Source organism: uncultured Succiniclasticum sp. (genome assembly GCF_902793885.1).
In the GTDB taxonomy this organism is placed as follows: Bacteria; Bacillota; Negativicutes; order Acidaminococcales; family Acidaminococcaceae; genus Succiniclasticum.
The window spans coordinates 1-14,025 of sequence record NZ_CADBFF010000037.1 but is presented as its reverse complement, the minus strand read 5'-3'; the positions used below and the strand labels follow the sequence as shown (position 1 = coordinate 14,025).

At 46.7% G+C, this 14,025-nt stretch carries 16 protein-coding genes and 1 riboswitch; all 16 genes read right to left on the bottom strand.

Annotated features, from left to right (window positions below; all coding sequences use genetic code 11):
• Positions 1-125 precede the first annotated feature (125 nt).
• Entirely contained in the window at positions 126-479 is a 354-nt protein-coding gene (locus tag QZV31_RS12290) for a hypothetical protein (protein ID WP_295361123.1), read from the bottom strand.
• 84 nt (positions 480-563) lie between these two features.
• The gene (locus QZV31_RS12285) at positions 564-887 is read right to left on the bottom strand and encodes a thioredoxin family protein (RefSeq protein ID WP_295361120.1); all 324 of its coding nucleotides are present in this window, start codon (positions 885-887) and stop codon (positions 564-566) included.
• Positions 888-911: 24 nt separating this feature from the next.
• Positions 912-1,703, bottom strand: a complete 792-nt coding sequence (locus tag QZV31_RS12280) for an MBL fold metallo-hydrolase (RefSeq protein WP_295361118.1) — start codon at positions 1,701-1,703, stop codon at positions 912-914.
• Between the two features lie 36 nt (positions 1,704-1,739).
• On the bottom strand, positions 1,740-2,036 hold the full coding sequence (locus QZV31_RS12275; protein ID WP_295361115.1) for a YciI family protein: 297 nt from the start codon (positions 2,034-2,036) through the stop codon (positions 1,740-1,742).
• Between the two features lie 290 nt (positions 2,037-2,326).
• On the bottom strand, positions 2,327-3,211 hold the full coding sequence (locus QZV31_RS12270; RefSeq protein WP_295361112.1) for a PfkB family carbohydrate kinase: 885 nt from the start codon (positions 3,209-3,211) through the stop codon (positions 2,327-2,329).
• 190 nt (positions 3,212-3,401) lie between these two features.
• Positions 3,402-5,174, bottom strand: a complete 1,773-nt coding sequence (locus QZV31_RS12265; RefSeq protein ID WP_295361109.1) for a diguanylate cyclase — start codon at positions 5,172-5,174, stop codon at positions 3,402-3,404.
• Positions 5,175-5,197: 23 nt separating this feature from the next.
• Positions 5,198-6,091: a DNA gyrase C-terminal beta-propeller domain-containing protein gene (locus QZV31_RS12260; protein WP_295361106.1), complete on the bottom strand. Its 894-nt coding sequence runs from the start codon at positions 6,089-6,091 to the stop codon at positions 5,198-5,200.
• 31 nt (positions 6,092-6,122) lie between these two features.
• Positions 6,123-6,374, bottom strand: a complete 252-nt coding sequence (locus QZV31_RS12255) for a DUF1294 domain-containing protein (protein ID WP_295361103.1) — start codon at positions 6,372-6,374, stop codon at positions 6,123-6,125.
• A 234-nt stretch (positions 6,375-6,608) separates the two neighbouring features.
• Entirely contained in the window at positions 6,609-7,031 is a 423-nt protein-coding gene (locus QZV31_RS12250) for a hypothetical protein (RefSeq protein WP_295361101.1), read from the bottom strand.
• Positions 7,032-7,234: 203 nt separating this feature from the next.
• On the bottom strand, positions 7,235-7,840 hold the full coding sequence (locus QZV31_RS12245) for a DNA-directed RNA polymerase subunit alpha C-terminal domain-containing protein (RefSeq protein ID WP_295361099.1): 606 nt from the start codon (positions 7,838-7,840) through the stop codon (positions 7,235-7,237).
• 229 nt (positions 7,841-8,069) lie between these two features.
• Positions 8,070-8,162, bottom strand: a riboswitch (SAM riboswitch).
• 255 nt (positions 8,163-8,417) lie between these two features.
• Positions 8,418-8,660, bottom strand: a complete 243-nt coding sequence (locus tag QZV31_RS12240) for a hypothetical protein (protein WP_295361095.1) — start codon at positions 8,658-8,660, stop codon at positions 8,418-8,420.
• Positions 8,661-9,054: 394 nt separating this feature from the next.
• A complete protein-coding gene (locus QZV31_RS12235; RefSeq protein WP_295361092.1) occupies positions 9,055-11,061 on the bottom strand; it encodes an ATP-binding protein in 2,007 nt (668 codons plus the stop codon).
• Positions 11,062-11,504: 443 nt separating this feature from the next.
• Positions 11,505-11,762, bottom strand: a complete 258-nt coding sequence (locus QZV31_RS12230; protein WP_295361089.1) for a Nif11-like leader peptide family RiPP precursor — start codon at positions 11,760-11,762, stop codon at positions 11,505-11,507.
• A 116-nt stretch (positions 11,763-11,878) separates the two neighbouring features.
• Positions 11,879-12,112, bottom strand: coding sequence for a hypothetical protein (locus tag QZV31_RS12225; RefSeq protein WP_295361087.1), 234 nt, complete (start codon positions 12,110-12,112; stop codon positions 11,879-11,881).
• Between the two features lie 103 nt (positions 12,113-12,215).
• Entirely contained in the window at positions 12,216-13,229 is a 1,014-nt protein-coding gene (locus QZV31_RS12220; RefSeq protein WP_295361084.1) for an FAD-dependent monooxygenase, read from the bottom strand.
• A gap of 400 nt (positions 13,230-13,629) precedes the next feature.
• On the bottom strand, positions 13,630-14,025 hold a 396-nt coding region (locus QZV31_RS12215), incomplete at its 5' end, for a GGDEF domain-containing protein (protein WP_295361081.1).

Genomic DNA, 14,025 nt, shown 5'->3' with positions numbered 1-14,025 from the left:
GCTTTAGCTGCCAAACGGAATCTGCGGTTGCCACAGCGTCGAAGCGCTGTGAAATAATATTTAATTATTTTACTGTCTACTTGACGGGGAGCGGTTCAATTTCCACGGCTGTTACCAATCAAACATTACTGATCAAATATTGCCAAGCAAACTGTACCGCTGAAAGAAACCAGACCCCACACATCTTTCGTATCAAAGCCGTAATGCGGCCCGAAGGTTTCAATGACCTCCCGTTCAAACTCCAGGGCGTTCATGTAGCCGCCATGAATGTGGTACGGATCCCCGGCGTTATTGATCATCACCTTGTAAATGCCACGGTCCGTCAGCCATTTGTAAAATCCTTCCAGCTGGATGTTATGGTTCAACGGATACCCGATGTCTTTTGTCTGGCGTTCCGCCACATAGTCGGCAAATTTATCGAGCCGCTCCCGGGCCAGATCTACCGGTTCGGCAAACACCGAGGCGCAGGAAAAAACCACCAACGCAGCCGCCAGACCGGCCGTTTTTTTTCAACAAGTTCTTATGCAACAAAATCTCCCTCCTTTTATATTGATAGTTCGTTATTACTGTACCATGCTCAGCAGAATATGCTCCAACCTGAGACCGGAAGCCCGTTTTATCTTCTTCCCATTCTTAAATGCAATGGTCGTGGGAACCATCATAATACCAAACTGCTGGGCAAAGTCCGGGTATTCTTCTACATCCAGTTTACACACTTTTATTTCCGGATGCTTATCCGCTATCGAATCCAGCTCTGATTGCTGCATCCGGCAGGGCTGATCCCACAAGGCAAAAAAAGTTACCAGCACAGGTCTGTCGCATTCCAGCACCTCTGCTTGAAAGTTATCCAGCGTAAGCGAAATGATATTTTCCTTAACTGATTCCATTTTATCCTGCCTTTCTCCTAAACTTTACACTTCCACCACGCTACCGGACGCAATATAATGCAGCCTGTCCCCCATCTTCTGCTTCAAGAACTCATACTGCGCCACCCCGGTGCAGTGGCCCGTGTAATACACCGTATCAAACCCGCAAAGCGTGTCCGCCGCTTCCGACAAAAACGCCTGCCCGGCTTCATCCAGACTTACGCCCATGAAATGAAACCCGCCGAACAGCACATCCGGACGGAACCAGTTTGTGATATTGATAATGCCCTTATGGGAACAACCGCTGAACAGATAACGCCTCCCATCTTCCTCAACCAGCAAATACTGCTCGTGACGGAAATCCTCCGGAAGAGGAACGCCGTCCCGCTTCACCGTCATGCCGTTGGTCTCAAGGGGGCGGATGCGCTTTTCCCCGTTACAGGTGAACAGTGTGACGCCCTCAGCTAATTGCCGCTTTCCGTCCGTCAACACGATGCGGTCCGAATTTCGCAGCGCCGGATCCACTCCGATATCTTTCCCCTCAATGTTAAAATGCTCTTCGAAAGCATCTTTCTGCACGTACACCGGCGCTTTTTTATTGCGCTGCAAAAAACGCAGCAGCCCGCCGCTGTGATCGTAATGCCCGTGAGACAGGATTGCGATATCCGCCGTTCCCAAATCCACGCCCAGCTTTTCCGCGTTATCCGCAAACGCTTCGGAAGAACCGGAGTCAAACAATATGTTTATCTTTTTTGTTTCAATAAAAAGGCTCAGCCCATGCTCCGCGGCATACTGCTCCGCGCAGGCAGTGTTCTCCATCAGCGTCGTAACTTTCATGACTAAGCATAACCTCCAAATTATATCAGGTCAGACCTACTTTCCTACTTTTTCCCCGTTCAGGATCACCACGTTCATGGGTTCTGCTTTCACATCCGCCCAAACGTTTTCCAAGATATACGGTTCCGATTTCAGATACTCCTCCAGCAGTTCCCGGGTGGCGAAATCGATCACCATCACAGAGCCTTTCATCTTCCCTTCCTCGTCCAGAATTCCACCGGCGCAGAGAATTTTTCCTTTCAACTGGGACAGATTCTGCAGGTGACGGGGCCGTACCTCCATCCGCTTCTCCAACATATTCGGTCCATCATAGGCTGTAATTACAAACTGCATAGCGACATCCTCCTTTTAAATTTAATCCGCAAAAAAACTGACTTCTTTACGACACTTACTTCTATCAAAATTTCGACTCATCACCATACTGGTTAGGCCCTTCCGTACCCTTAAAAAATTGCGGATAAATATTCAATACGAGAATTGTGATTACACCGAGCCAGCGATTTAAACAGCACAAAAAAACATAATCACACTTACTGATCCGTTTTATCGTGATTCTCTTTCAACTTACTTCTTCCCCAACACCAATCAATTCCCTAACAGCCAGGAAAACGCTTTCGCCGTTCTTATATCCGGCTCCCTAAAGAGGTTGCCTCGGTTCCACTCCAGCACACATTCAACTCCCCCTTCACCCATTCCCATGGCCCTTCATATTTTACGCTTTCGGTCGCAATTTTTGACGCAAATGAAAGAGCCGCTTTAAAATCAAACTGCTTATGATAATAGGCAAAACAAAACGCACCGTGGAAAATATCCCCGGCCGCAAGGCTGTCCACACAGGTCACAGATGCCACCGGAATCTCACCGTCAGTCAGAAGAACCGGTTTTTCTCCCCTGGTCATCGCCTTTTTTGCATTCCTGCACTCGTTGATGGAAAAAATGTCACGACCCACAGGATCCCTGAACTCTTCGGAAGAAATGACAACACTTGCTTTTTTGAGAAATGCAAGTGTCTCTCCCTTCCAGGAACCCGCATCCACTACATTTTCACAATCACAGTTGCGGAGAACCGCTAACGAAAGTTCCTGCTGATTCAGATCAAACAGGCAGAACGCCGGTTCTTCCAACGCAGGAGCATTTATGGCTTTATATTGGTTCTGGCCGCTGAAAATCTGCCGGTCTCCGTTCCGATCCACAGCGATGGCCGCTACGGCAGGCATGACATCATCCTCTGTGCAATTGAACACGGTCACGCCAAACTTTTGCAGTGTTTCTTTGATCACATCCGACTCCGCCGTGTTACCCAGACAGGTGACCAGCGTGGCGTTTCCGCCCAGCAGTGAATAGGTGATTGCCGCATTCGCCGCCGGCCCGCCCACGAGCCTCGTGAAATGATTTGTTTTTACTTTAGAATTCTTCTGCGGATAGGAATTGACATAAAAAACATAATCCATCGTGGTCAATCCCACAAAATACCCCCGGGGACTTGTTTGCCGTTTCGGTCCAACCATTTTTAACACCTGCATGTTTCCTTTACTACAAAACCTGATACTCAGCAATGACCCAGCACGATAGTCCTGGCAAGTATCGCTCTCTTCTTTTGCGAAAAGATTCCAGTCATGACGCTCACCTGTTACAAAAACACACAGAAAACTTATTTCTGTCAAAATTTCGGCTCATAACCATACTGGTTATCAAACATCAATGTCTCCGCCGATCATGCGTCTTGTAATAGGCAGCCTTTTCCTCATACATGGATTGATCTGCCCGACGGAAAACATCCCTGTACTCTTTATCTTCTCCGGGGCAAAAAGCCGCAACCCCCTTAGCGATAGCAAGAGGCCCCTTGTAAAGCCTGCCTGTCAGATTCTGTGACTTCATCGCCTGCTCCAGATTCGCAAAACGCCGTTCCGTATCAGGCTTCTTCATTTCGTTAAACACGGCAATAAACTCATCCCCACCTATCCGGTAGAGGTTTTCTTTTCCGAACACTTCCTTCAGCGCTTCTGCCGCATCCGTAATTGCCATGTCTCCGGACTCATGCCCGTATTTGTCATTGATTTCCTTCAGACCGTTCAGATCAAAAACGAAAACAGTAAAAGAAGCCGTCCCCCGGCGAATCTCGTCATCCAGGGAATGGATTTTTTGCAGATAAGCCGTCTTATTTCCAACCCCGGTCAGTCCGTCGACGACAGCCATCTCACTAAGCTTCCGGTTCGCCTCTTCCAGTTCTGTCGTTGTAACTTTAATAAATGTTGCCATCCGGTTGATTATGGAAACCTTGCCTTCAAAAGTCCGTTCATCCATGCTGAGCTCCTTTTCCGGAAGCTCTTTCGGTTCGCCTTCCCGCATAGCAGCAATGACCTGCGTTACGTTGTGCTGATTGACGTTGTCCCCAGTACGTAAAAATTCTCCGGAGGTGTAAAAACCGGAAGTTGGAGCAATCCGCTGATAGGGTTCTGTTTCTTTACCAACCTCGTTGTTTCCCCAGAAAGTCCGACGAGCCGCACAGGAAAAGACGAAAATACATTCCGGCGCAAACTTTAGGATCTTATTTCCCTCTTTCCATACGGAATCCAGAATCGTCCAGGGATCCCCATAAGCAATCCGAGCCTGCACGTCCTGGCTCATATCTGAAGTCATGGTCAGGGAACCGTCCGGATTGCTTGCAACCGGAGCTCGCATGATGTCAATGCCGTTATGTCGGTACAAAAAAGGAAATTCCAGCGTGTTGTTAAAAAAGAACTCATCGTTACGGATATGCAAATACTTGTAATAGATTTCATACGCCGGACGGTGATTCAGTTCCTTCAGGATACAGCCATCCGCCGCAGTAACATGCATAAACGAGCCGAGAGGCTTCCAACCGGTGACAAAGGAAGTCTCCACGTGAAAATCTTCTCCGCCAAAGAGGATAAAAACGATACCCTTCTCCTGATACCCTGCCGCCACGGAAAACACGCAGGCATCATTCTGATCCAGATTCTCACATAATGCTCCTCCGCCAAAGATCTGTACGCCCTTTCGGATATGGGAAAGGCTTTCACAAAGTGTTGTCATCGACATGCCGCGTATCGTCACAAGAAGCTCCACAGCCTTGACCCAGGGCCGTTCGTCCATGGCAGCCGCCAGAATTTGCACAACATTCTCCTGTGTATCAGCCTGCAGCGGATACTGCAACACTTCCACCTGAGTGGAAGGATATTCAAACAGCGTGCAGATAACCGCAATGGACCCGCCGGAAAAATCGCCGTTAACAATATTCCCGTTGGAAGAGCAGCCGGCATAGAGAGCTTCCGGCATCAGCCTCTCAATGGTCTCACATACATGCTCGATCCGTTCCCGGTCCGGAATCTCTGTACAAATCTGGATCAATACCTTCGAGCAAAAGTTGCTCCTGCCCCATTGCCGGAGTTTCCGTAATTCTTCTTCCAGCTTTTTATCGTCCTGAAATGTAAACTGAACCTGTTTCATGCTAAAACTCCTTCCTCAAAAACTTACGGCGTCCCCTTCCAAATCGCCGTAACCTTATCCCCCTCACGCAACCTCATCATAATAACGCCCTTCGCATCGCGATGCAACATTCGCAACTCATCCACATCCACGCAGAGAACGTAGCCCTTCGCAGTAAACAGGAACACCTCATCGTCAGCATGCACAACGCACAGGCCCGCAACCGAACCGGTTTTTGCAGTCAACTTGTAACCGATACGTCCCCTTCCGGCCCGCTTCTGCTTTTTGAATTCGTAAACCGCGGTCCGCTTGCCGATACCATTCTCCGTTACCGACAACACATAACCGGCATCATCGCGGACCACATCCATTGCGACGACACAATCCGCTTCATGCAGATCGATGCCCGCCACCCCATGGGTCTTCCGGCTCATGCAGCGTACATCCTGCTCATCAAAATGAATCGCCATACCACCGCGTGTGCCCAACAGGATGGAGTTGTTTCCGTCCGTTATCTTTACGCCGATCAGTTCTTCCCCGTCATGCAAGGTAACGGCTTTTATTCCGTTCTTCCGGACAGAAGAAAACTCCGCCAGCCTGCAGCGTTTTACCGTTCCCCTGTCGGTAGCCATAACCAGATACTTCGTATCCTCAAAATCATGTACATTGATGACCGCCGTAATCTTTTCCTCCGGACGCAGCGGCAGCAGATTCATAACGGCACTCCCCTTCGCTTGGCGCCCGGCTTCCGGGATCTGATACCCACGCAGCATATAAGCCCGCCCATTATTGGTAAAGAACAGGATATAATCATGGGTTTTGGCAAGAAACAGATACCGGTTGAAATCCCCACTCCTGTTACTGCTGCCGCGAATTCCATAACGGCCTCTGTTATTCTTAGGTACATTGTCAGGCATTTGTTGTTTGCTGTCATCCATTTTATAGGTTATTCCTTTCCGCTCCTAAACATTATTTCCATGTGTAAATTGCGACAATCGCATGTACTATTATCATTACCGGCACGCCGAACCGGAACAACGGCTTTAACGTTTTGTGACGGAACACAAGCATGCCAAGGTACGCGCCGACAGCGCCCCCTGCCACAGCCAGACCCAGCAGCACCCACTCCGGAATCCTCCACCAGTGGTTGACGGCTTTCAGTTTATCCAGACCATAGACGAAAAAAGTTATGATGTTGATGATAGAAAACACGTATAGCATAGCTAACCCACATTACTTTTTAATCCAAAATATATCCTTACTATAGTATTTTATCACATAACCAACTCTATGGACAGGTTTATGATTGTCAAATCATACTACACTATTATTAGATATTATTCGTCAACATTACGAACAAGTTAGTATATAAAAGAAATCTTTCTTCCCTCGCAAATTCCACAAACATAAAATTGCCTGTCACATATTCCGTTTTACAATTCTTCTTCATGATCTTCACCCGCCACTCCCATGACAGGCCAACACAATTCCCAGGTACATAATCACAATGATCCCGTTCCAATACTGTCTCTTGTGGACATACTCCTCACTCTGCTCTTCATCGTACAATCCTTTTATTAAACCGACAAACCCCGTGCACCCCAAAACCACTCCAAAAATCGCCAGAGGGTTGACAGCAATACTTTTTATAATACTGATAAAAGCAGGTCGCATTTCTTCCCAGTGAAACATCACAAACAGTCCGGTCAGCAAAATGGTGAATGCGCCTGCCTTTTTTGTGTTGCTAACCATGCGTATGCATAAAAAAATGACAAAAAGAGGAAGCACGCACGCAATAATATAGTTTGCGTAAATGAAATCCGCTCGTATGCCGGTAACTTCCGGATTTGTCGTCATAAACGGAAAAAAGTTGCGCACCTGGCAGCTCCTGTAAAACGTCAATCAATCATTGTTGTTGTTTCTTTTCTTCCTGAATAGCTTTTCTCTTTCGCGTCCACTTGTTAATCCCCAACAGTTTATGACGCCGGGGCCCGTAACGCTTTTTAAATTTTAGTGACTCGCGACGTTCAGATTTTAGCATGATTCTCCTTCGCTGTATCTCCCAATATAATATCTTTTTATTATTCTACAAAAGATACTATTTCACCTTCAGTTTCTTCCTCTCGCAGCGTTAACTCTTTTTCCGCCAACTTTTCTATAATTTCGTCCAGGCATTTTTTCCCAAGGTTTCGGATTCGTTTCAGGTCTGCTGCCGTTGTATCCGACAGTTTTCCTATGGTTTCAATGCCCGCGCGGTGCAGGCAGTTTTCAGAACGTACCGACAACCCCAGGGTTTCGATGAGTTCTTCCTTAATCGGCAATGTTTCTAATCGCGTTTCATGAGAAGTACTTTGGCATAACACGGTATCTTCCATTTCATTCCGGTAATCCCGGTTCCGTTTCCAATGATCCGGCAGGTATTTGTCTTTCAGTTCATACCACATGACGTGCCGCACAGGCCGTTTCACCTTTGGCGCAACCATAACTTTCTCACTGCGCTTATCCCTTTCTTCCTTCACTGCGCCGATCATTTCACGGGTCAGCGTTTCCAGTACCACCATCTTTTCCAGAGACTCCTGCAGCGAATCGTTCCGGAAGTCCGCCACCGCTTCCTCCAAAAACTGTCTTGCTGCTTCTGCATTTGCATCTAATATCGTTGTTGCCGTTTTTTCACACTGCATATCCATAACACGGTGTCTCCTTTCTCTGCTTTCTTTCCTTAAGCCTTTGCCCTTTCTATTGCACACTGTGCAGGAAAATTGTGGCCGCTGACCGAGCGACATGACCTGTCAGATAAAGGTTGTATATGGTTTCCCCCACATGGTGCTGACAAAAAGGGCAAAAGAAAAACCCGTCGCAATGACGGGCTTATAGCGCAACATTAACAGCCCATCGTCTGATGGGCCGAATCTTCCCTTCCCATCATGCAAGCTTTAGCACCTTAACCGGGCGCCCGGTCAGGTTGCTGTGCGGTCACCGAGCTTGTCTCTCGCGCACTCTCTATGGTCAATTGGGTTCCATTGCAGGAATCAATATTAAAGTAAGTAAGTGCAACGTTGGTTACCTCAACCCTCGTTACACTTATATTATACCACATGTGGTCAAACCGTTATTCAAATAAATGTTGGTCAAATCAATTTTGTTTTTGTTTTATCTTTCATTTAATAAACTTTTCGCAAATTGCAATAGCAAGTTGCGAATTGTTTTTTTAAATTATATCATACTAAAATTTTTGAAGCAAAACTGAAATTTTCCATAGAATCCTCAATAGCGGGATTCTGGAGGGATACTTTTATCACCGCCACCCGGCGCCTTTCCTCCCGCAATATGTTTGAGTTCACCGTCTTTCAGTTCACATTCTGATAACTCATCAAAGTACGCCTCGGCTTCCTCTTTCGTAAGGTCAACGCCTTCGGTTTTAGCGAATGCAATCAAATCTTCCGCAGTTTTGCACTCCAGAGCTTGTTTCAGCATTTCTTTTGTGATTTCATTTTTGTTAATCGGCATAGTAGAATCCTCCTAAGAAAATGATATTTAAATGCCTTTTATTATATATACAAAACAGGTTTCCCAAAATTGACGCTGCCGGGATTTTTTTAATTATATCATGCTCATCTTTGCAAAGCAAAACTGGGATTTTTCGGTTCAGGATTATACAAGCAGACAAAGACATAAGCAAACCATCGGCAGCGATTGCGTCATTCCATGAAATGAAATTCGCCGTCGTGGCGAGGCTGTTTGAGGGACAGAGTCCCGAGTTCCGAAGCCACAGGCGAATAAATCCATGGAACAGCAATCGCGGGCGGGTTTGCGAAGTCTTTGCCTGCAGCATGAACTATACGCACAAATTGTGATTTGTATCAACACACATATAAATGTAATTAAACCTGTATGCTGCAATTCAATCCGCGCTGATATATCTGCGCAAAATCCGCATCAGTTCATCCGGGTTAAACGGTTTTGCAATAGGCCCGTTCATCCCTGCAGCAAGACAATCCCGGACATCTTCATCGTAGGCGTTTGCGCTCATGGCAATGATCGGCAACGCGGTTGCGTATGCCCCGCCCAGCGCGCGGATTGCTTTTGTTGCTTCAAATCCGTTCATGACCGGCATCTGGATATCCATCAGAACCGCATCATAATAACCGGGTCCCTTTTCCTGTAAAGCCTCCAGGCCGATTTCACCATTTTCAGCCTGTTGCACCTCGGCCCCGTATTGTTCAAGAATCATCCTGGCAATTTCCGCATTGATGGCGTTATCTTCCACAAGAAGGATCCTGCGGCCAGCCAGATCTATGCTTTCGCTATTGTCGGCATTTGCCGGGCTATCTGTTTCCAAAGGTTCCAGTTCTAATTCTACAGTGAATTCAGAGCCTTCTCCCAGTTTGCTCTTAACGGAGATCGTTCCCCCCATCATTTCCACAATCTTTGCAGTAATCGCCAGTCCGAGGCCGGTCCCCTGAATACGGTTTACCGTCGTTCTTTCCTCGCGGGTAAAACTCTCAAAGATGTGCGGCATATAATCCTCTTTGATCCCGATACCCGTATCTCTGATGATAAAACGGTATTTGTTCTTCCCGCCCGGCGAGGGAACCTCTTCCGCGATCAGGTCCACCGTCTTGCCTGACGGCGTATACTTAATCGCATTACTGATAATATTGATCAGGATCTGCTCAAGGCGGAGCTCGTCAGCGTTAACCTGATAGTGACGGACACTGTCATAACGGTACGTGATGACCAGAAATTTCTTTTTCGCCTGCAACTCGGTAATATCCTCAATACGCCGGAACAGCGCAGCCAAATCGCAAGGCCCATAGCTGATCTGCATTTTACCGCTCTCAATCTTGGAAATATCCAGAATATCGTTGATCAGGGACAACAGATAGTGACTGGACGAGCCGATCTTATCCAGCGCGTCTGCAACCGTTTCCGGTTTGTGCTTATTGGTTTTGGCAATGTTCGTATACCCCACGATGGCATTCATCGGCGTACGGATGTCATGGGACATATTGGCAAGAAAATCATTTCTGGCGCTAGTGCGCGCTTCCCTGACGCGCCGCTGGTACTCCGCTTCGCGTTCCATCTGCGCTTCAATATTGTTGGTCCCGATGATCAGATGCCGCCCGTCGTTATCCTCCAGCAGCGTGGCTTTCATGCTGACCCAGACCGGGGTATCTCCAAACACCAGCCGGTATTTCATGGTAAAAATTTTGTCACGCTCCAGGATGGACATGACCTTTTCCCTGTAAAACGTTCCCATGAAGCGTTCCCGGTCGTCTTCGTATATCAGCCGCGACATATTCCGCCGGCTCAGATTGAAAAAATCTTCGCCGTTTTTTTCTACTCCCAGCGTGTCGAATTCTTTTGTGGCAGAGTATTCGACAAAATGATCCGTATCCAAATCTACCACGTAGATACTGAAATAATCCCCGGCCAGCGCCGTGGCTACACGCCCAAAGGTGATGCTGGCATGGTGCGCCATTTCAAAGGCTTCCATAGCTTTCATCTGTTCATCCACGCTGCTGATGCCGATTACGATATGGCTTCCTTCCTTTTCAATCATGCGCGTGACCTTCAACTGAACGTATGTGGGTACTCCATTAAACATCAGGCGGAAGGCAAGCTTGTAAATGCCGTGCGCGTCAAGCTCCGAAATGATTTTTTCTTTTACGAATCCATCCAGGAACCGTTCCTGATCTTCCGGATATATAATTGACTCAAAACGTTCCCGCGAAAAACTGATAAAGTCCTCCCCGCTGCGCGGCAGGCCCAGCGCTCTGTATTCCTCCGACGCACTGTATTCAATAAACTTATTGTTTTTTGTATTTACATAATAAATGCAAAAATAGTCCGCTGCGAGAGCCTGCGCCACACGGGCCGGAGAAACTTTCAGGTATTCCTCTTCCATGCTATGCACCATCCTCCGAATTCGTTAGCCGGCTTCTTTATCTGTCGCGCCCGGCACGAAAAAGGCGCCAGGCAGATTTGCCGGTACAGAATAATAAAGATTCGTTCAATTACCGTTTAATCATATCATATTTTTCAGATATTTTACAACAAATATAAAAAGCTGTGCCGGTAACATCCAACAGGCAAAAAGCATCTTCTGATACAATCAGGGTAATTTTTTATATAAAAATCTATGACCGCTGCGATAACCTGATTTTGAACATTTTCCAACTTTATATTATTTTACCACCAGTATTCATTATAAACAATATTAAAAAAACAGCCGTAGAAATTCCACGGCTGTTGAATCACTTACTGTGAAAAATTGGGAATTAATTTAACTTAATGACATTGGTTTATTTATAAATAAACCGAGGGATTTATCATTACATTCTACTTGTATCAAGTGTACCGATTCACACAGTCTGTTAAACAATCGGTAAAACAATCCACATATGGACCGTCTCCGCCACCAGCTACCTTTCTTAACTGTTCGCTGTCCAGTTCCTGGTCACCCAATTCTGCCAAATAAGCTTCTGCTTCCTCTTTGGTTAATTCAATTCCCTCTGATTTTGCATAAGCAATCAAATCTTCCGCAGTTTCACACTGCAGAGCTTTCTGAATCATCTCACTGGTAATATCATTTTTGTTGATCGGCATCGTAAAATCCTCCTTTTAATTATTAATTTAAATGCTTTTATTAATATATACAAAACAGATTGAACAAAATTGACACAGTTGGAAAAATTTTTTATATAAAGATTAGAACCAACTTTTTAATAGGTACATTCGAAATCGGGGCAGTCCATATAGCACTTGCCACCCGCTATTTTCGTCAGTTCATTGCTGTCCAATTCCATATCGGCCAGTTCCGCCATGTAAGCATCAGCTTCGTCTTTGGTAATAGCAAAGCCCTCGGCTTTCGCCAGCGCCATCAGTTCATCGGAAGTTTTGCACTGCATGGCTTTCATGATTTGTTCTTTTGAGAGTTCGTTTTTGTTGATTGGCATGATAAGCCCCCCTTGTAACCTAAATAAAACAGCATAGGCAGTTTTATTTTTTATAATACCACAAAAAAACATAAAATTTGTGTTCAAATTATAAACTTTTTACTTAAGCAAACGGCTTTGCGGGTTTTCCTTTACGCATAATGAAAAACCGGTACATAAACAGACTTTTCTTTGTAGCTTGAGCCAACCTCGCAATATAATCCGTTTGGGGTTTCATGGCTTCTGTATAGGAATTTCCGTTCAGCAGCGATTCGGACAACAGCCGCGCCGATATTACCGCCTGCTCGATTCCCGCCCCGGACCATCCTTCAATCAGCCCGGCAGCATCTCCCACAAAACTGGCCCGACTGCCGTATTCCAATAATATGTCTCCTCCCATGGGGATAGCTGCCCCGCGCACGGAACGCGGCGCTTCTATCTGCAGACCCCGGCAAAGCGAATTCATCCCTTTCCGGCAAATTGCCGCATTGCCAGGATAACTGATGCAGCCTGCAACGGCATTCTCTCCCTGTGGAATGTACCAGCTGTATCCGACCTCCCGGGGAAGATATTCAAATACACTGTCCTGGCTCAGCGGCGGAACCACTCCTTCCATCGCAATCCCAACCCGCTGGTTTCTTCGGGTAAGCAGGCGCCGCACTGCCGACATGGCTCCGTCCGCTCCAATGATGCGGCCAAATTCAACTTCGAACGTCTCTCCTGTGCGAAGGTCGGCACATTCGGCAACACCGGTGCTGTCATCTATCCCGCGTACCGTCGTCCGGTCCTGCAGCATTCCGCCCATTTGCAGATACCGTTCCAGGCAGTAATCGTCCAGACGTTTGCGGGGTAAAGCGTAAAAAACATCCTTCTCCCTGATTCTTTCACGCCCGGCATACCGGTCCCGGTGTTTGATCCGCACAGGTCGCAATGTATCCATGCAGCCTTCGCCAAACACCTGTGCAAACTGCACAGGCGTCGTTTCAAACAGCATGCCGCCGCAGAGTTTATCCTTTGTCTTTGCATCCAGCAGTTCAAGAGCCAGCACATCAGCGCCGGCCTTTTTCAGCAAAAATCCCGTGACGGAACCGGCAAGCCCGGCCCCGACAATCAAAAAATCAACACGAATTCGTTTCATAACCATTCCTCAAAACCAGCCACAGAAAACACCTCTTATCATATGTACAAGACAGGCTTTCAAAAATTGACGCTGCCGAAAAATATTTTTTAAGGAGACGCTGATTAAATGAGTTTGTGCGATGACCGAGGGCTTTTAGCGACTGACAAGGAAATGGCCCGAAAGCGCAGCCGCATCTGCGTTGAGGGACATTGACGCAGTCAGTCACAAAAAGCACCGGCCAGCGTGCAGATGAATTGATCAGCGTCTCCTTAATTATCTCATAAAAATCTTCAATGAGTAAAACTGGAATTACCAACTTTAGTGGAAGCGAAAAAAACACTTTAGCTTGTGAAAAAAAACTCCACAGGTTTGCCTGTGGAGCCGTCAGCTGACTTCTTATGTGCGAAGTGACCGTTTCTTACTTGTCATAAAACGTAAAAGTATGTTTTCCCCGCTCTTTGGATTTATACATGGCTTCGTCGCCTTTGCTCAGCAACGTTTCTACATCGCTTGCCTGGGTTCCATGGACAATGCCCACGCTGACAGAAACAGACGGCACCCCGTCATCCGGATTTGACAACTCTTGATTGATCTTTTCCAATTTCATTTCAATCAATTTTCGCTGCATCTCGTCGGAGTGCACCATAAACACAACAAATTCATCCCCGCCCAGTCGGCAGATATAATCGTCAGACCGGAAATTCTTTTTCAAAATCTGCACCAGTTTTTTCAGTACTTTATCTCCTGTTTCATGTCCGTACGTATCATTGATGGTCTTGAAATTATCAACATCAAGCATCATCAGGTACGTTGA